This is a genomic window from Ruegeria sp. BB10, assembly GCF_056535725.1.
Genome location: NZ_JBQFIW010000001.1, coordinates 1673751 through 1690501, shown reverse-complemented (window position 1 = coordinate 1690501; position 16751 = coordinate 1673751). Strand labels below are relative to the sequence as shown.

At 55.5% G+C, this 16751-nt stretch carries 17 protein-coding genes, 1 tRNA gene and 1 pseudogene; 8 read left to right on the top strand and 11 right to left on the bottom strand.

Features of this window, described 5'->3' with window-relative positions:
• Position 1 precedes the first annotated feature (1 nt).
• The 3 genes from accC to ACR3EP_RS08590 all read right to left on the bottom strand — a co-directional run bounded on the left by accC (position 2) and on the right by ACR3EP_RS08590 (position 2552).
• A complete protein-coding gene (gene accC, locus ACR3EP_RS08600) occupies positions 2–1351 on the bottom strand; it encodes an acetyl-CoA carboxylase biotin carboxylase subunit (RefSeq protein WP_170351337.1) in 1350 nt (449 codons plus the stop codon).
• Positions 1352–1360: 9 nt separating this feature from the next.
• Positions 1361–1864: an acetyl-CoA carboxylase biotin carboxyl carrier protein gene (gene accB / locus ACR3EP_RS08595; protein WP_170351336.1), complete on the bottom strand. Its 504-nt coding sequence runs from the start codon at positions 1862–1864 to the stop codon at positions 1361–1363.
• 151 nt (positions 1865–2015) lie between these two features.
• The gene (locus tag ACR3EP_RS08590; RefSeq protein ID WP_170351335.1) at positions 2016–2552 is read right to left on the bottom strand and encodes a LuxR C-terminal-related transcriptional regulator; all 537 of its coding nucleotides are present in this window, start codon (positions 2550–2552) and stop codon (positions 2016–2018) included.
• A gap of 206 nt (positions 2553–2758) precedes the next feature.
• Here ACR3EP_RS08590 and ACR3EP_RS08585 point away from each other — a divergent pair, with 206 nt between their 5' ends.
• From ACR3EP_RS08585 to ACR3EP_RS08565, 5 genes are all read left to right on the top strand, one after another.
• On the top strand, positions 2759–4054 hold the full coding sequence (locus ACR3EP_RS08585) for a helix-turn-helix transcriptional regulator (RefSeq protein WP_170553941.1): 1296 nt from the start codon (positions 2759–2761) through the stop codon (positions 4052–4054).
• A gap of 75 nt (positions 4055–4129) precedes the next feature.
• Entirely contained in the window at positions 4130–4510 is a 381-nt protein-coding gene (locus tag ACR3EP_RS08580; RefSeq protein WP_170351333.1) for a response regulator transcription factor, read from the top strand.
• A complete protein-coding gene (locus ACR3EP_RS08575; RefSeq protein WP_170351332.1) occupies positions 4507–4809 on the top strand; it encodes a hypothetical protein in 303 nt (100 codons plus the stop codon). The genes ACR3EP_RS08580 and ACR3EP_RS08575 overlap by 4 nt, the downstream gene beginning before the upstream one ends.
• On the top strand, positions 4809–7487 hold the full coding sequence (locus tag ACR3EP_RS08570) for an ATP-binding protein (RefSeq protein ID WP_480637323.1): 2679 nt from the start codon (positions 4809–4811) through the stop codon (positions 7485–7487). The genes ACR3EP_RS08575 and ACR3EP_RS08570 overlap by 1 nt, the downstream gene beginning before the upstream one ends.
• 77 nt (positions 7488–7564) lie before the next feature.
• Positions 7565–8671 carry a FliM/FliN family flagellar motor C-terminal domain-containing protein gene (locus ACR3EP_RS08565; protein WP_480637321.1) on the top strand — a complete coding sequence of 369 codons (1107 nt, stop codon included), beginning with the start codon at positions 7565–7567 and terminating at the stop codon, positions 8669–8671.
• Position 8672: 1 nt separating this feature from the next.
• On the opposite strand, the gene ACR3EP_RS08560 is transcribed toward ACR3EP_RS08565, so the two are convergent.
• The 4 genes from ACR3EP_RS08560 to ACR3EP_RS08545 are packed head-to-tail and all read right to left on the bottom strand — an operon-like array spanning position 8673 to position 10863.
• Positions 8673–9104: a protein tyrosine phosphatase family protein gene (locus ACR3EP_RS08560; RefSeq protein ID WP_170362573.1), complete on the bottom strand. Its 432-nt coding sequence runs from the start codon at positions 9102–9104 to the stop codon at positions 8673–8675.
• Positions 9105–9113: 9 nt separating this feature from the next.
• Positions 9114–9545, bottom strand: a complete 432-nt coding sequence (locus ACR3EP_RS08555; protein WP_170398798.1) for a DUF6691 family protein — start codon at positions 9543–9545, stop codon at positions 9114–9116.
• Positions 9545–9967 carry a YeeE/YedE family protein gene (locus ACR3EP_RS08550; protein WP_170379201.1) on the bottom strand — a complete coding sequence of 141 codons (423 nt, stop codon included), beginning with the start codon at positions 9965–9967 and terminating at the stop codon, positions 9545–9547. Before ACR3EP_RS08550 ends, ACR3EP_RS08555 begins: the two co-directional genes overlap by 1 nt.
• Before the next feature lie 32 nt (positions 9968–9999).
• The gene (locus ACR3EP_RS08545) at positions 10000–10863 is read right to left on the bottom strand and encodes an MBL fold metallo-hydrolase (protein WP_480637319.1); all 864 of its coding nucleotides are present in this window, start codon (positions 10861–10863) and stop codon (positions 10000–10002) included.
• Positions 10864–11107: 244 nt separating this feature from the next.
• On the opposite strand from ACR3EP_RS08545, the gene ACR3EP_RS08540 reads away from it, so the two are divergent.
• The gene (locus ACR3EP_RS08540; protein WP_170351325.1) at positions 11108–11323 is read left to right on the top strand and encodes a hypothetical protein; all 216 of its coding nucleotides are present in this window, start codon (positions 11108–11110) and stop codon (positions 11321–11323) included.
• Positions 11324–11332: 9 nt separating this feature from the next.
• Here the strand turns inward: ACR3EP_RS08540 and ACR3EP_RS08535 are convergent, their stop codons facing one another.
• Positions 11333–11551: a hypothetical protein gene (locus ACR3EP_RS08535; protein ID WP_170351324.1), complete on the bottom strand. Its 219-nt coding sequence runs from the start codon at positions 11549–11551 to the stop codon at positions 11333–11335.
• Between the two features lie 161 nt (positions 11552–11712).
• Here ACR3EP_RS08535 and ACR3EP_RS08530 point away from each other — a divergent pair, with 161 nt between their 5' ends.
• Positions 11713–11982, top strand: coding sequence for a DUF2312 domain-containing protein (locus tag ACR3EP_RS08530; RefSeq protein WP_058282431.1), 270 nt, complete (start codon positions 11713–11715; stop codon positions 11980–11982).
• Positions 11983–12037: 55 nt separating this feature from the next.
• Here ACR3EP_RS08530 and ACR3EP_RS08525 read toward each other — a convergent pair whose 3' ends face one another.
• Positions 12038–12907 (bottom strand): hypothetical protein, encoded by an 870-nt coding sequence (locus ACR3EP_RS08525; RefSeq protein WP_480637317.1) that lies wholly within the window; start codon positions 12905–12907, stop codon positions 12038–12040.
• Positions 12908–13089: 182 nt separating this feature from the next.
• On the opposite strand from ACR3EP_RS08525, the gene ACR3EP_RS08520 reads away from it, so the two are divergent.
• Positions 13090–13164, top strand: a tRNA-Thr gene (locus tag ACR3EP_RS08520).
• 74 nt (positions 13165–13238) lie between these two features.
• Here the strand turns inward: ACR3EP_RS08520 and ACR3EP_RS08515 are convergent.
• Both ACR3EP_RS08515 and ACR3EP_RS08510 read right to left on the bottom strand, forming a co-directional pair.
• Positions 13239–14687 (bottom strand): recombinase family protein, encoded by a 1449-nt coding sequence (locus tag ACR3EP_RS08515; RefSeq protein ID WP_480637315.1) that lies wholly within the window; start codon positions 14685–14687, stop codon positions 13239–13241.
• An 856-nt stretch (positions 14688–15543) separates the two neighbouring features.
• A pseudogene (locus tag ACR3EP_RS08510) lies at positions 15544–16669 on the bottom strand (IS3 family transposase).
• Between the last annotated feature and the right edge of the window lie 82 nt (positions 16670–16751).

Genomic DNA, 16751 nt, shown 5'->3' with positions numbered 1-16751 from the left:
GTTAGTCAGGCATATTCTCAGCAAGCCAGCGTTCCAACCAGTGGATGTTGTAGGTGCCGCTGTGAATATCGGGTTCCTGTAAGAGGTCGTGAAACAGCGGCACAGTGGTATCAATGCCGTCCACGATCAGTTCGCCCAATGCGCGTTCCAGACGCGCCAGTGCCTCGGCCCGGTCGCGGCCCTGTACTATCAGTTTGGCAATCAGCGAGTCGTAATAGGGCGGGATTGAGTAACCATCATAAAGCGCTGAATCCATCCGCACGCCCAATCCGCCGGGCGCATGATAGGCAGTGATCTTGCCCGGGCAGGGTGAGAAGTTGGGCAGTTTTTCAGCATTGATCCGAACTTCGATGGCGTGGCCATTGATTTCTAGATCGTCCTGACCGAACGACATGTCTTCACCGGCAGCCACGAGGATCTGTTCCCGCACCAGGTCGACGCCAAAGATCCCTTCGGTTACCGGGTGTTCAACCTGAAGACGGGTGTTCATCTCGATGAAATAGAACTCACCGTTTTCGTACAGGAACTCGATGGTACCCGCACCTATATAGTTGATTTTGGCCACGGCGTCGGCACAGACCTTGCCGATCTTGGCGCGTTCCTCTGGCGTGATGCAGGGGCCAGGGGCCTCTTCAAACACCTTCTGGTGGCGACGCTGCAGCGAACAGTCGCGTTCGCCCAGATGAACCGCTTTGCCTTTGCCATCGCCAAACACCTGAATTTCGATGTGGCGCGGCGTGGTCAGGTATTTCTCAATATAGACCTCGTCATTGCCAAAGGCGGCTTTGCCCTCGGCCCGTGCGGTCATGAATGCGCTTTCCATCTCATCGGCGTTCATCGCGACCTTCATGCCGCGCCCACCGCCACCTGCGGTGGCCTTGATGATAACGGGATAGCCGAAATCTTCGCCGATCTTTTTAGCGGTTGCCAGGTCAGGCACACCACCATCCGAACCGGGAACGCAGGGCACACCCAGTTGTTTCATCGTGTCTTTGGCGGTGATCTTGTCGCCCATGATGCGGATATGTTCCGCGGTGGGGCCAATAAAGGTGATGCCGTGATCTTCGACGATCTGCACGAACTCGGCATTCTCGGACAGGAAGCCGTAACCGGGGTGGATCGCCTGTGCGCCGGTGATTTCACAGGCCGAGATGATCGCGGGCATCGAAAGATAGCTCTGCGGGCTGGGCGGAGGGCCGATACATACCGATTCGTCCGCCATGCGCACATGCATCGCGTCGCTGTCAGCGGTTGAATGCACGGCGACCGTCTTAATCCCCATCTCGCGCGCGGCGCGGATGACGCGCAGGGCGATCTCGCCTCGGTTGGCAATCAGGATTTTATCGAACATGGGCCCGCCTTACTCAACGATGACCAGAGGGGTGCCGAATTCTACAGCGTCACCATCACCAACCAAAATACGCTTGATGGTGCCTGCTTTGGGCGCGTGGATATGGTTCATGGTTTTCATCGCTTCTACGATCAGCAGCGTGTCGCCTTCGGATACCGACGCGCCGACCGAAATAAACGCAGGTGCGCCCGGTTCAGCTTGCATATACACGGTGCCGACCATGGGCGAGGTTACGGCGCCGGGGTGGCTGGCCGGATCTTCCTGTGCGGCGGGGGCTTCGGCTGCTGCAGGCGCGGCGGCAGGGGCAGCAACGGGCGCAGCCGGGGCTGCGGCAGGAACGGCAACCTGAACCGGAGCAGCGGCGACCTGGTTCATGCGGCTGACACGCACGTTCAGGCTGTCTTCTTCGCCATATTCGCGTTTGACCTGCAATTCGGTCAGATCGTTTTCGCGCAGCAATTCGGCCAGTGCCTTGATGAATGCCACATCCGCTTCGTGTTTGGTGTCTGTCATGAGTGTCCTCGACGGTTCCCCTTTGGCCCGTCTGTTCCTGCGGGCTTTGGTCTAATTACGCAGCGTTATAAGCCAAGCGCCCGGCCATGAAAAGCGCAGTCTCGGCCTGACAGATAAGGGTTTTACCCAAGTTTTCCCGAGGGGGAAGGGGCTACAGTGGCATTCCTGAAAGTTTCGCCACCAATTCGGGTAGTTTGCGTGCCCCGAATTTCTCAAGCAGGCGTGCGCGATAGGCTTCGATCGTCCGATAACTAAGGCCCAATTCAACCCCGATTTCCTTTGCGGACAAGCCACGGCAAGACATGATGGCAACCTCACGCTCGCGAACAGTCAGTTCGACCAGGGGACGTTCTTCCGAGATATCGGAAAAGCTCCAGATGCCATGTCGGAACGGATCGTCCGGTGTTAACGAGCGCCCGCGGGCACGGCACCAGAACAGATCGCTGTTGCGCCTCCGCATGACCCGCTCATCCGTGTAATACCCGGTGTCGCGCATCACCTGCAGGCTGCGTGCGCCTATGCGCTCCCAATCGGCGACCGAGGGGTACAGATGCAACAGAGGCATGTTCCGATAATCCGCAACCTCGCCGCCAAAGGTGCGGGCGAACTGCAGGTTGCAGCGCCGGATAATCCGGTTTTCCAATTCGACTAACCCGATTGGCGCATATTCAAAGGCGGGATCGCTCATCCAGCTATCGTGCCGGGAATTGGGTGAAATGAGAAGGGGCAGTACGCAGATTCTGATCACGGCTGGCGAACGATGCGTCGTGCAGATGTGTTAAATTTGTAAAGTGGCTATGAAAATTTGTGCATAACTAATAGAAAAGAAAAACAAGTTTTGAAAACATCGTTAGGAAATGGCTAATTAAGTTCCTATGAGATTGGGGTAAGGGTATGCGCGATACGCTGACAGGCAGTCGCATTCGGGAAAGGCGTCAGATCGCCGGGATGCGCCAGGCTGAGCTGGCGCGGCGGGTCGGGATATCGGCATCTTACCTTAATCTTATCGAACACAACCGCCGCCGGATCGGTGGCAAGTTGCTGGTCAATATAGCGACGGTGCTGGCGGTGGAACCATCGGTGCTGACACAGGGGATCGAAGCCACATTGATTGCCGCGCTACGCGAGGCGGCGGCTGATGCCGTTGGTCAACAGGCTGAACTGGACGGGTTAGAAGAATTCGCGGGCCGGTTCCCTGGATGGGCCGGTGTACTGGCCCAGATGCATCGGCGTGTGGTGTCGTTGGAGCGCACAGTCGAAACGTTATCCGACAGGTTGACTCATGATCCCCATCTGGCGGCGTCCATGCATGAGGTCCTGTCAACCGCTGCTGCGATTCGTTCAACCGCGGCTATTCTGGCAGACACGCAGGAAATCGAACCAGAATGGCGGGACCGGTTCCACAGCAACCTGCATCAGGATGCGGAACGCTTGGCGGATAGCTCGAAATCGCTTGTGGCTTACCTTGATGAAAGCGATTCCGCCGGGGATCATCGGGGCGTTCCGCTGGAGGATGTCGAGGCGTTTTTCGACGCCAACGGGCATCATTTCCCGCAGATCGAACAGGAGGGGGCCGGCGCTGAAATTGATCTGAGCGATCTGGATTCGGCGACAGCCAAATCCCTGACACGAGACTTTCTTGACATCTATGCTGCAGATGCCCGGGCCATGCCGCTAGAGGATGTGCAAGCGGCTTTGGCAGAATCTGCGTTGAACCCGCTGCAATTGGCGTCCCGGTTTTCGGTGGATCTTGCGACGGTGCTGCGTCGGTTGGCGGCCCTGCCGGACGGGTATCTGGGCCGCCCGACGGGTCTGGTGGTGTGTGACGCATCCGGCAGCATTCTGTTCAACAAATCCGTCCCCGGCTTTGCTATGCCGCGTTTTGGCGAAGCCTGCCCCCTGTGGCCGTTGTTTCAGGCCCTGAACAGGCCCTTGGTGCCCATTCGGCAACGCATTGTACAGCTTGGTCGGACGGCCGCTGTCTTCGACTGTTATGCCTATGCCTGGCCGCAATCCGTTTCCGGGTACGACGAGGGGCCAGTTTATCGCTCGGTGATGCTGGTACGCTCGGTCGAAGACGTGGCGCATGACGAACAGGCCGTGGCCCGGGTTGGGCCCAGTTGCAGGGTCTGCCCGCACAGCGACTGCAAGTCGCGGCGCGAACCGTCAATTCTGAGCGAAGGTTTTTGACAGTTTCCTGACACTGCGCGTAAGCTGTCGGAGACGGGTCTGCCAGTTTGTAGCCCGTCACGGGGAGGACAGATAATGAGCCGTAAGGTTCTGTTAATTGAGGATGAGCCCAACATCGCCGAGGCCATTCGGTTTCTACTGACGCGTGAGGGTTGGCAGGTGGAAACCCATGCCGAAGGCGCGGACGCGTTGCAGGTCATTCAGGGGGCAAGCCCGGATCTGGTCATTCTGGACGTGATGTTGCCGGGCAAAAGCGGGATGGAGATTCTACGCGATCTGCGTGAGCTTGAAGATATGCAGAGCCTTCCGGTTTTGATGCTGACAGCCCGCGGCCAGTCCCGAGATCGCGAAATGGCCGAAAACGCCGGTGTCAGCCGCTTCATGACCAAGCCGTTTTCCAATACCGAGATGCTGACGGCAGTGCGCGACCTGCATGCGCAGGCGACACAGTCATGAGCACTGGCGAAGACCGGCCGCCCTCGGGGGTTCGACCTTCGCTGTTTCTTGAGCGACAGAGTTATCGCCGCCGCAGGCTGTCAGACGCCGCGCGCCTGTTGCCGTTTTTGGGGGCGGCGCTGCTGGCCATTCCGTTGCTGTGGCCAGATGAGCCGGGCGCGCCGGAAGGGGTGCCTCTGTCCTCAGCGATCTTTTACATCTTTGCCTGCTGGGCGGGCCTGATTGTTGCCAGCCTAGTGTTTGGCTTTGCTGCCCGGCGTATGGCCATTCCGGACGATTCCGAGCCCGAGACGGATTGATGGCCACGCTGAACGTCCTTATTCTGGTCTGCCTTGCCTATGTTGTTCTGCTGTTTGGGGTCGCTTTTGCCGCGGATCGGATGGCGGCGGCTGGGCGTGGGGCTTGGTTGCGATCTCCGCTGATCTACACACTGTCGCTGTCGATCTATTGTACGGCTTGGACGTTTTATGGCGCCGTGGGCAACGCCGCGCGGTCGGGGTTAGAATTCGTGACCATTTATCTGGGGCCAACTCTGGTGATGGTCGGCTGGTGGTGGGGACTGCGCAAACTGGTGCGGGTCGGGCGCAGTCAGCGGGTGACCTCGATCGCTGACCTGATTTCTTCACGCTATGGCAAATCCAATACGCTGGCGATCTGTGTGACCATTCTGGCTGTGCTAGGCGGAACCCCCTACATCGCGTTGCAACTGCAATCCATTACCCTGTCATTTTCTATCTTTGCCGAGGCTGACCCCTCGGGGCTGTATCGCGAAGGAGCCAGTGTTTTCTGGGTTGCTGCAGGGTTGGCCATCTTTGCGATCCTGTTTGGGACCCGGAACCTGGATGCCAATGAACGGCACCACGGAGTAGTGACGGCCATCGCATTGGAATCCGTGGTCAAGCTGTTCGCGCTTTTGGCGGTTGGTGCCTTTGTGGTCTGGGGCGTTGCGGGGGGCGTGGGGCCGATGATGGACCGGATCGACGCCTCTGAGATCGGTCAGTGGAATGTGGATGCGGGGCGCTGGACAACGTTTATTTTCCTCTCCGCCGCGGCTTTTATCTGCCTGCCGCGTATGTTTCAGGTGATGGTGGTTGAAAACGCGGATGAAGGGCACCTGAGGACCGCTGCCTGGGCCTTTCCGCTGTATCTGCTGTTGATGAGTCTTTTTGTGGTGCCGATCGCGGTCGTTGGTCTGGATCTGATGCCCGAAGGGTCAAATCCCGATCTGTTTGTCCTGACTGTACCCTTGTCTCAGGGCAATGATTGGTTGGCGATGTTGTCCTTTATCGGCGGCTTCTCTTCGGCCACATCGATGGTCATCGTTACCGCAATGGCGTTGTCGACCATGGTGTCAAACCATTTGGTCATGCCAATCTGGCTGAGCACGCAGGAAGGGTCCGGCTCAGTTTCGGGGGACGTTCGGAATGTCGTTCTGATGGCACGGCGAGTGTCGATAGCTGTCATCATGGCGCTGGGTTTCTTTTACTACCGCCTGTCCGGTGGCGGCGCGGCTTTGGCGTCAATCGGATTGGTGGCCTTTGCAGGGATTTCCCAGATCCTGCCGGCGCTTGTTGGCGGACTGTTCTGGCGTGGTGCTACGCGGACCGGCGCGCTGGTGGGCCTGACGGTAGGTTTCCTGCTTTGGATATACACACTGCTGTTGCCGGGGATGAGTGGGGCGTTGATACCCGAAACGGTCGTTCAAAACGGACCCTTCGGGTGGGTTTGGCTGCGCCCGCAGGCCCTGTTTGGGATCGATGGTATGGACCCGATGGTACACACCGTAATGTGGTCACTGTCCCTGAATACGGTGGCGTTCTGTGTTGCATCGTTGCTAAGCGTTCCCAGCCCGTTGGAACGCCTGCAAGGGGCGCAATTCGTTAACGTTTTCGACCATTCGGTCGCGCCGCGCGGCTGGACGGGATCGGTGGCTCAGAGCGAAGATTTGATGATCATGACCCAGCGGATTTTGGGGGCGGGCCCGGCGCAAGACTTCTTTCATGCCGAGGCAGAACAGCAGGGTGGTCGCTCTAGCCTGCCGGAACCCACGCCCGCCTTTCTGGAACGTCTGGAACGGGAACTCAGTGGCTCTGTCGGTGCGGCCACAGCGCATGCGATGATTGGCCAGATCGTCGGGGGATCATCCGTTTCGGTCGAAGACCTGTTGGCGGTGGCTGACGAATCCGCTCAGTTGCTGGAATATTCCAGCCAACTGGAGGTCAAATCCGCCGAGCTGTCCCGCACCGCGCGGCAATTGCGCGAGGCAAACACCAAGCTCACGCAAATCTCGGAACAGAAGGATAGTTTCCTTAGCCAGGTCAGCCATGAGTTGCGCACACCCATGACCTCGATCCGCGCGTTTTCCGAGATCATGCGTGACACCGACGGGCTGAGCCCCGAAGAACAGACGCGCTATGCCGCGATCATTCATGACGAAGCTTTGCGCCTGACGCGATTGTTGGATGACCTACTTGATCTTAGCGTGCTGGAAAGCGGACAGGTTAGCCTGAACGTGGGCGGGGATACGCTTCGCTCGGTTCTGGATCGGGCGGTGTCCAGTGCATTGGCCGGAACCGGGCAAACACTGACCGTCAAACGCGCGAAAGCGTCCGAGCGTATCCCGCTGTTAACCGATCTGGATCGGCTGGGGCAGGTGTTCATCAATTTGATTTCCAATGCTCAGAAATATTGCGATGCCGACGAGCCCGAACTGACTATCTCGGCCCATGATGTTGGCGGGCAAGTTGTGATTGATTTTGCCGATAACGGCAGTGGCATCCCGCCCGAGGCCCGCTCGATGGTGTTCGAAAAATTCGCCCGTGTTGGCGTCGACAAGGCCGGGGGTGCCGGGTTGGGTTTGGCGATCTGCCGCGAGATTATGCAGCGCCTGGGCGGTGAAATCACCTATCTGCCCGGTCAGGGCGGGGCGGCCTTCCGTGTTCGGTTGCCACTGGCCTATCGGCAGGCCGCGCAGTGATGTGCTTGTAAAGACATTCGTAACCAGCACCGGTTTAGACAGGGTGTCAGACGCGGAAAAACACAGCGGATTCGGGAATGTCGCAAACGGTCAGCGCAGCATTGGCGCGCAAGCTTTCAGCGGGACGGGAAGAGCAGGGCAATAAGCCACGCTCGATCTTGCGGGCGCTGCGGCTGGCTTTTGCCCGCTCGGCCGGGGACAATTTGCAACTCCCGCTTGTTGTCATAGGGGCCAAACAATCCAACCGTACGCCGGACATGCTGGCGGGGCCGGTTGGGGAAGATTGGTTGATGCTGCAGTTTATGAACAGCGAAGGAATCTCTGCCGCTGTCTGCATGGATCTGGGCGCTGTTTCAGCCATCGTTCAAGTGCAAACGATTGGTGAGGTAATGGCGGATGATCCTGCGCCACGTGCCTTCACGCACACGGATGGTGCGATGGTTGCCCCGTTGGTCGAGCAGGTCTTGGCACGGTCTGTGGAACTGGTGGATGCGCCCTTGGATCAATCCAGTTTGTTGGGGTATGAATTTTCCACGCGTTTGGCAGATTTGCGCACATTGTCGCTGGCGATGGTTGAAGATACGTATCGGGTGTTTGACCTTACCGTGGAACTTGGCGGTGGCCTGCGGCAGGGCCAAATTTCTGTCTTTCTGCCCGATTATCCGGCAGAGCAGGAGGGGGAGGTCAGGCAAGAGGACACAGGTCCAAACCTTGAACAGGCTTCGGGTGTTTTGCGGGCAGAGTTAAACGCGGTGATCTGCCGAATGACCTTGCCGCTGGCGTCGCTGTCTGACCTTGCCGTTGGGGATGTGCTGCCGTTGACGGGATCACGGCTGGATCGGGCGCAGGTCTTGACGATCGACCGCGCGCCCGCTGCCGTTGGCCGTTTGGGGCAATGTGGCGGGATGCGCGCCGTGCGCCTGAACGAATGCGCACCGCTTACGGCGTTGACCCAATCTGAAGCGGAGGAGTTTCTGGAGGCCCGGTCGCCTGTGGCATCTCATCAGGAACCGGACATGCCCGCACAACCAGAGATGTCGCAGATGCCTGTGCCGTTCGATTCAATCGCACCGGAGGATTTGGAAACGAACCTGAATTTTGCCGACTCAGATCAAATGGTTGCCGAAATTTCGCAGCTGGCCGGGTTGTCGACGCCCACAACTGATCCCAATAATTCTAGCTAGTTTACTCAGTGTCGCCGCGGATCTGTTCAAGGATCGGGCGCAGGTTGTCCAGCGTGTAACCCGCTTTGGTAGTCGCGTTCAGGATGTCGTCCGCACTCATCCGATCGCACTGCCCCAATGCCCACACTACCGAACACCGCGTGCCCGAGGCGCAATAGGCCAGAACCGGTCCGCCGCAGCTTTCGGCCAACTCGCGTTGCAGGGCCACATTTTCAGGGGTCATGGTCTGGTGGGTCAGTTCCAGAACCTCGTATTCCATACCCGCCGCACGCACCGCGTCGCCGATGGCGTCTGATTGCATGTCCGCAGGAACCTCGACATTGGGCCGGTTGCAAATCACTTTGACAAAACCGGCATCGGCGATGGCTGGGACGTCCTCGACCGAAATTTGCGGCGAGACGGCATAGCGGGGGGTAATCGGGCGAATCTCCATGGCAATTGCTTAGGCCGCGTTGGCGGCTCTGTCCAGTTGCGCACCAAGGGTAGGGGCCGCAACCATGCCCACAATCATGGCGATCAGGAACACAATTCCGCCAACTCCCCCATAGCCAAGCGAGGCAAGGGCCGGTCCGGGGCACAGCCCAACCAATCCCCAACCCATGCCAAACAGAACAGAGCCAAAGATCAACTGGCGGTCCAATTCGGGTGCGGCTTTTTGCGGAAACCTCCCTCCGGTCAGTGGGCGGCGGTTGGACGTCAACCGCCATGCGACAAGCATGGGAAGGATCGCCCCAGCCATCACAAAGGCGAGCGTTGGATCCCATTGTCCGAACATATCCAACCAGCCCTGCACTTTGGTTGTGTCGGTCATACCAGAGATCAGCAGGCCGATTCCGAACAACGATCCTGCAAGAAATGAAATGACTACGCGCATCAGATCAGCCCCCAGACATGGCGCAGCAGAGCGACCGTTGCGATCCCAGCCATGATGTAGACGATTGTGGCGACAATGCCCCGCAGGGAAAATCGGGATATTCCGCAAACGCCGTGCCCCGATGTACACCCATTGGCGATGCGTGTGCCCAAGCCCACCAATAGACCGGCGATAATCACGAGGGTGATGTTCCCGGTCAGATGAGTTTGGGCCGCGGGCAAGAGCAGGGGTCGCAGCAACAAGGGCACTCCGATCAATCCCGCAAGAAAAGCCAGCCGTTCAAGTGATCGATCACTGCCGTCGACCAGTCCGCCCAGAATGCCACTGGCCCCCATGATGCGCCCATTGCCCAGTAAATAAAGGGCAGCACTCAGCCCAATTAGAAGACCTCCGCCAAGGCCCCATATCCATTCAGGTTGCATTGTTTGTCCTTTGCGTGACAGCCGCCAATGTTTCAGAGTTTGTTCAGTGGCAGTTTCAGGTAAACGTCGCCATCTTCATCGGCAGGTGGCATCTGCCCTGCACGCATATTCACCTGCAGCGACGGCAGAATCAGGCGGGGCATGGGCAGCGTTGCATCACGGGCGTCGCGCATTTCAACGAACTCTTCGACAGAGCGTCCTTGACCAATATGGACGTTCAGCGCCTTTTGCTCTCCCACGGTTGTTTCCCAAGCATATTCGTCGCGCCCCGGCGCCATGTAATCATGCCCCACAAAGACGCGCGTCTGATCCGGTAGTGCCAGAATTTTTTGGATCGATTCGTATAGCGTTGCGGATGACCCACCTGGAAAATCACAGCGCGCCGTGCCGAAATCGGGCATGAACAGAGTGTCGCCGACAAACGCGGCATCGCCAATCACATAGGTCAGGCAGGCCGGAGTGTGGCCGGGCGTATGCAGAACATCGCCGCGCATCTGACCAACGTGAAAGCTGTCGCCTTCGCGGAACAAGGCGTCGAACTGACTGCCGTCCCGCTGAAACTCGGTCCCTTCGTTAAAGATTTTACCGAAGGTTTCCTGAATGGTAACGATCTGATCCCCGATCCCGATCTTGCCGCCCAGCTTTTCCTGCAGATAGGGGGCAGCGGATAAGTGGTCGGCGTGCACATGGCTTTCCAGAATCCATTCAACCCGCAGGTTGTTCGCCCGCACGTACTCGATGATCTTATCGGCTGCGTGCGTACCCGTCCGGCCAGAGGCATGGTCAAAATCCAGAACGCTGTCGATAATCGCGCATGCAAGCCCTTCGGGCTCTTGCGCCAAGTAAGAAACCGTAAAGGTCTCGGGGTCGAAAAACGCTTTTACTTTTGGTGTCATGTGGTCCTCCGCCTATGTCGGTATTTCATATATCAATTACGGAATATATTGCAATCAACACTGCGTGATTTGATGCGGGTCAAAGCAGGGTAGCCGCGTTTCGAGTAAAATTTAATCAAATCGCCCCCGGTCGTAAAAATAGCCCGACGAACAGGCGGTTTTCCGCGCGATTGTGTGGCAATCTAAACGGGTCTTAAAACGGTCACATATATCAGACTAAATGAAGACATTTGGGAGGATAGAAATGTCGTCAGTCAATTTATACTCAGAAGCCGAACAACTTGAAGAAAAGCTCAGCGGAGCGTGCCTTGATACACGTCTGGCATTGCAACCGAGTGTGGCCAAGGTGATTCAACGGATGCGCCAGCAGGGAATGCATGTCCCGTCGCGCCTACGTCGTTTGGATGCAGCCCTGTGCGAAGATGCGATGGAAGCGCGCTTTGATAATCTGCCCGTTTGAATTCAACGGTCAGCCGAAAGAAATACCGACGATCACCACCATCAGGCCAAGAACCGACAAAAACAGTGATGCCAGGTTCCACGGCAATACACCTTGAACAACAGCGCGCAGTTCCTCGTCCGACAGGCCGGACTTGCGCGCCTTCATCACACGCAGGATACACCAAACCAGGCCGCAGAGCCCGGCAAGCGACAGGGCGGCACCGCCCCAGGTGATGAATTCGAACATGGTTCCCCACATTTGCTTGTCAATTCCACCAGCGCTTAGCGGATCGCCACTGGTCACACAAGCCCGGCAGGATTGGGTGCTTGCGGCCCGTGCGGCATCAATGTATCCGGCGTAGTGCCCGCTGTCACAGCATCAGATATCCACCTCTGGGAGAGACATTAATGGATGACATGACCGAAGATCAGGCCACTGCGAATTATCGTGTTACCGCGGGTGAGCTGCGCCAGTTCATCGAACGCTTTGAACGCCTGGACGCAGAAAAGAAAGACCTTGCGGAACAGCAAAAAGAGGTGATGGCCGAGGCCAAAGCCCGTGGCTACGACACCAAGGTCATGCGCAAAGTAATCGCGCTGCGCAAGCGCGACAAGGACGATATTGCCGAAGAAGAGGCGGTGCTTGAGATGTACAAGGAAGCGCTGGGCATGAGCTGAAACAGGGCTGGGTCCGTCTGACGATTCTTGTCATGCGGGTCCCTCACATTCACGATCAGGGTTTCAGAACACGCACGCCCGGTACGGCACCAAGCCGTTCAAGATCCTGTTCGTACAGTTCGGAAAACGCGTCCACGATCTCGGTGGACCAGCCGGGCAAGTCCAACTCTTCCTCGATTTTCTCAGGCAGCGCGTGCTCTTCAAAGATCTGAGCCAACTGTTCATGCAGGGCTGACCTGTCTTGCGGCTCAATTTGGTTGCTCAGGGCCAGCAATTTGGTTTTTCCGGCTTCATCCAGCAAAGTCGCCAACAGGTCATATTCATCCACCAGCACCGTACTGTCGTCCAAGCCAGTCAAAGACCGTATAATGTCCCCCCAGATAAACGGGGTGTCCTCATTGCTCCACAATGTGATTTGAACGCTGGGGGCGAGGTCCTGAATGTCTTCGATCATGCCGATCCAGCTAAGGCAGCTCAGGTCAGTGTTTCGAACAATTTCGGCACGCTCACCTTCGGGCAGCGACATCAGGAGTTTGGGGATAAAGCTGCCCGGATTTCTGAGCCCTATGAACAATTCAAGTTGGTGTTCACCAAAGGCTTGCTCCAACAGCGCCATTCTGCGACCGGCTAAAGGATACAGCTGCCCTTCCTGCAAGGCATCAGCCGGTTCACCCGCGAATCTTCCGCTGGAAAAGATCGCTCGCTGGGTATGTGCATCGTTTGGCAGAATGCTATTGAGGTTTTGGGGTAAGTCGACGGCCTCAGTTCCTAACTTTTCGAATATAGGATTGAAGGTCCAGTTGTATCGCCGCGCGCCATATATCTTGACCCCATTATTTTTCAGGATGCCTAAGTTTTTCTTCAACGAGTTCAGCACGCGGCCTTCATCTGTAAAAGCCGCGCCCGCGTGGATAGCAACCTTCATTTTCGGTTCTTGTCCTTGCTTTCAACTCTTCTAATCGGGTTACAGCTTGCGGTCGGAACAGTCAAATCCACACCATTCTGCCGGGTTGTTTCTTCGCGTTGCCAAGAAATCCGACATTCACTAAGTTAAGATAAAAATATGGGCTTGCAGTCTCCTAAAAGAGAAAGTAATCGACACCCAGTGCCCCTATAGCTCAGCTGGTAGAGCAACTGATTTGTAATCAGTAGGTCCGCGGTTCGAGTCCGTGTGGGGCACCAAACCAGACGCAGAAGCGTTGCAATCCGCTAACGCTCTGAAAGGTAAAGTCAGATTCACGGTTCGAAACCCTTGTTTATGGCTGTAGACCGCTGGAGCGGCAAAGATCATTCGAAGCATAGATTTTCGCCATTCGAGCGTTGACTTTTCCATATATCAAAGGGCTTGAGAGAATCCGCATTGCCGGTTCGAACGCATCTGAGAAGTCTGGGCTGTTTTGGTCGAATTCTCTTAATTTGTGCTCCTCATGGGCCTTTTCATTGTGTAGTTTTTCTAGCTTTCTCTCTAGGGCCGAAGACACAACTTCCAACTCAGTGTCTACGTACTTGTCAGTCGTCTTTTCGATTTCACTGTTTATCTGAGAGATTCGCTTTCTGCGCTCCTTACGTGACTGTTTATCCTTGAGCCTCCGAAGCTCCCACGCATCTCGCAGCATTTGGGAAAATACCTTCACGAAACCAGGCTCGGGTTGAATCTGGCGCAACAAAGATTCGAACTCACCTTCAAGCTGCTCTCTTCGAATTGACTTTCCGGCCCTGCTGCATCCGTGTTTTCGGCAAATGTAGTAAGGATAGTGCTTTGATCTTCCTCCTGACCAATTCGAGGTCATGAAGTTCCCGCAAGCTTCACAAAGGACGAATCCACGGAGAGGAAAATCCTCGCTGACATCTTGCCTGACACGAGCCACCACCTTTCCATCCAAACGCTTCAGAATTTTCTGATGTTCCTCATATGAGATCAGTGGAGAATGCTTTCCTTTGGTGAGTGGGATGTTCCACTTGAGGTTGCTGTAGCGCCCTGCATATAACGGGCGCCGCAATATCGCTGAGACGTATGAGTAAGTAAGTTTGCTTTTTCCGATATAGCGCATGAATGTAGGATCATTCTCAAGGAACGATTTGGATTCTCCCACAGTTTCGAAGCGACCAGCGGCAAACCCTGATAACATCTCTGATAGAATGGATGCCACGGGCTCGTCCCTTACAACCTTTTTTCGCCCTTGATTGTCCGAACGAACATACAGGTAGCCAACCGGCAAGCGGCTGAAAGCATAATATCCGTTCAACATTCGACCACGAGTGCGGCTCTTGTTTGTCTCTGCATTTTTTTGGCTAAAGTGCTGAGAGAACACTGCTTGCATCATCTCAAACAGGATTTCATCGGCGCTTTCGCCAAAGCGAAGTCGAGGGCTTACCAATTTACCGCCCGCGCTTTCGATTTCCTCCTTTATTCGCAAGTATGCCTTCATACCTCGGGCAAGCCGAGAGACGTCATCAATGATGACGGCTTTCGTATGCCCTTTAGATCGTTTTAGATAACTAAGCAGACTGCTCATGCCTTTTCTTTTATCCAATCGACCCGACGCTATATCTCTAAATTCTTTTTCGACATCTAAGTTGTTTTTAAGTGCAAACTCGCGGCATATGGTTAGCTGCGATTCTAACCCATCGCCTTCCTTAATTTGCTTGGAACTCGAAACTCTGACATAAATTACTGCCGCGATCTTTGTGTCAAGGTTGCTCATTTTTAATTCTCCTTTTTATTCGATGTAATTCCGCTATTTTTGATATTTCATTCACTAATATTCGCAATAGCGAGCACGATTTGCCATGAGGCCCATAAATGTGATCTTCCAATTCTCCTTTGACCCGCTACCCAGTTGAGCTCGGTGCAATATTTTTCGAAATTCTCATTAAATTTCGCCGTCACACATAGAGAACTTGTTCGCGTAGCCAACGCGTCTACGTCTGAACATACCGCGCCCCAACCATTTGAAATTGCGCCGACTGTGCTGGCTCCTTGGTCGACTTCCACGAGATGCTTGGCTTATCTTTCTTTTCCTTTTTGATCGGATCATTTCACAAACCATTTATTACATTAACTGACTTCCCTATTGCCTCAAATGAAACTCAATTCGTCAAGGGTAATGAAAAAACAAGCTCGGTGGAGTAGCGTCACTAATTCTAGACCAGTTCATTTATCCTTGAATTCCTGGTGCTAAAATTCTGTGAGGTCTATTCTTTCAAAATCTCCTATCGGACTCATCTATTCATGTTGGCAAGAATAAATTTGGCACCCATTAGATCTAAAAATACGAATATTGCCTTGAAGTCTTGGTAAGTATTTTGGTGTGGAATTCCATTTGCCATTGGGAAAATGGTAGCCAGTCAAACTCAAAATTCTACGAGAAAAAAGCGAATCAGTCAGGAGTGCTGTCGCGATTTTCGGGCCTACCTGTTAGCAATTGACTTGAGTCCCAAGTCTTCTCAACTTAGGAGAAAATTCCTGAGTTTGGGGTTTCCCGAATGGAAGTACAGGTAGCGCCATGCCGCTCATGAAGTGGGATTGAGCAGCCTCATCTGACTGGTCCAAGTTGATTGTTAGTGCATCATTGGCCTGTGATCCATTGAGATGATGGTTTCGGGCGCTGGCGGGCGGTAGCCCAGTGCACTGTGGGGACGTTTTGTGTTGTAGTGTCTCCTCCATTGTTCGATCAAGATTTGTGCTTCGCGCAGGCTGTAGAAGATTTCGCCGTTGAGCAGCTCGTCTCTGAACCTGCCATTGAAGCTTTCACAATATCCGTTCTCCCAAGGGCTTCCAGGTTCGATGTAGGCTGTCTTGGCCCCGACAGCAGCCATCCAATCCCTGACGGCCAGGGCAACAAATTCCGGCCCATTGTCTGAACGAATGAAACCGGGCGCGCCACGCAGGATGAACAGATCCGTTAGAGCATCAATCACGTCCGTTGAGTTCAGCTTGCGCTTCACTCTAATCGTCAGGCACTCCCGGCTGTGCTCATCAAGGATGTTCAGCGTCCGAAAGGCTTTGCCATCGTCGGTTCGACAATGAACGAAGTCATAGCTCCATACATGATTGCGATACTCCGGCCTCAGCCGAACACACGACCCATCGTTCAGCCAGAGCCGTCCTTTCTTCGGTTGTTTCACTGGCACTTTCAGCCCCTCTCGTCGCCACAGGCGTTCAACCCGCCCGTCGCTAACAGACCATCCAGCCTCTCTCAGCAGCGCTGCGATCCTGCGATAGCCATATCGGCCGTACTGTCGGGTCAACTCGATCATGTCGGCCACCAGTCGGTCTTCGTCTGCGCGACCTTGTGGGACGCGCCGTTGCGTGGACCGGTGTTGCCCCAGCACGCGGCAGGCGCGTCTCTCGGAAACGTTCAGCTGGTTGCGTACATGGTTAATACAAGCACGACGACGAGCGGGGCTCAGTAGTTTCCCTTTGTGGCTTCCGTCAGGATCAGTTTGTCCAGCGTCAGATCTGAAACTGCGCGTCTCAGCCGCTCGTTCTCTTTCTGAAGCCGTTTCAGTTCCTTCAATTGATCAACACCCATTCCACCGTACTTCCTCCGCCAGCGGTAATAGGTTTGTTCGACAACCCGATCTGTCTGATCGCATCAAGACGGGACATGCCTTGCCCCATCAGAACTTCAACCTGCCGTAACTTCGAGACAATCTCTTCAGGCTTCGGTCTCTTATTTGCCATTCGTGGCCCTCCGTTTCCTAAACATAACGGTGGACCAGTTCAGTTGGGAGGCTCACTCCAGGCTCCACTTACTTGATCCCTG

Excerpts from the sequence above, each read along its gene's own strand:
- accC (WP_170351337.1), bottom strand. The coding sequence starts at position 1,351 with ATGTTCGATAAAATCCTGATTGCCAACCGAGGCGAGATCGCCCTGCGC.
- accB (WP_170351336.1), bottom strand. The coding sequence starts at position 1,864 with ATGACAGACACCAAACACGAAGCGGATGTGGCATTCATCAAGGCACTG.
- ACR3EP_RS08590 (WP_170351335.1), bottom strand. The coding sequence starts at position 2,552 with ATGAGCGATCCCGCCTTTGAATATGCGCCAATCGGGTTAGTCGAATTG.
- ACR3EP_RS08585 (WP_170553941.1), top strand. The coding sequence starts at position 2,759 with ATGCGCGATACGCTGACAGGCAGTCGCATTCGGGAAAGGCGTCAGATC.
- ACR3EP_RS08580 (WP_170351333.1), top strand. The coding sequence starts at position 4,130 with ATGAGCCGTAAGGTTCTGTTAATTGAGGATGAGCCCAACATCGCCGAG.
- ACR3EP_RS08575 (WP_170351332.1), top strand. The coding sequence starts at position 4,507 with ATGAGCACTGGCGAAGACCGGCCGCCCTCGGGGGTTCGACCTTCGCTG.
- ACR3EP_RS08570 (WP_480637323.1), top strand. The coding sequence starts at position 4,809 with ATGGCCACGCTGAACGTCCTTATTCTGGTCTGCCTTGCCTATGTTGTT.
- ACR3EP_RS08565 (WP_480637321.1), top strand. The coding sequence starts at position 7,565 with ATGTCGCAAACGGTCAGCGCAGCATTGGCGCGCAAGCTTTCAGCGGGA.
- ACR3EP_RS08560 (WP_170362573.1), bottom strand. The coding sequence starts at position 9,104 with ATGGAGATTCGCCCGATTACCCCCCGCTATGCCGTCTCGCCGCAAATT.
- ACR3EP_RS08555 (WP_170398798.1), bottom strand. The coding sequence starts at position 9,545 with ATGCGCGTAGTCATTTCATTTCTTGCAGGATCGTTGTTCGGAATCGGC.
- ACR3EP_RS08550 (WP_170379201.1), bottom strand. The coding sequence starts at position 9,967 with ATGCAACCTGAATGGATATGGGGCCTTGGCGGAGGTCTTCTAATTGGG.
- ACR3EP_RS08545 (WP_480637319.1), bottom strand. The coding sequence starts at position 10,863 with ATGACACCAAAAGTAAAAGCGTTTTTCGACCCCGAGACCTTTACGGTT.
- ACR3EP_RS08540 (WP_170351325.1), top strand. The coding sequence starts at position 11,108 with ATGTCGTCAGTCAATTTATACTCAGAAGCCGAACAACTTGAAGAAAAG.
- ACR3EP_RS08535 (WP_170351324.1), bottom strand. The coding sequence starts at position 11,551 with ATGTTCGAATTCATCACCTGGGGCGGTGCCGCCCTGTCGCTTGCCGGG.
- ACR3EP_RS08530 (WP_058282431.1), top strand. The coding sequence starts at position 11,713 with ATGGATGACATGACCGAAGATCAGGCCACTGCGAATTATCGTGTTACC.
- ACR3EP_RS08525 (WP_480637317.1), bottom strand. The coding sequence starts at position 12,907 with ATGAAGGTTGCTATCCACGCGGGCGCGGCTTTTACAGATGAAGGCCGC.
- ACR3EP_RS08515 (WP_480637315.1), bottom strand. The coding sequence starts at position 14,687 with ATGAGCAACCTTGACACAAAGATCGCGGCAGTAATTTATGTCAGAGTT.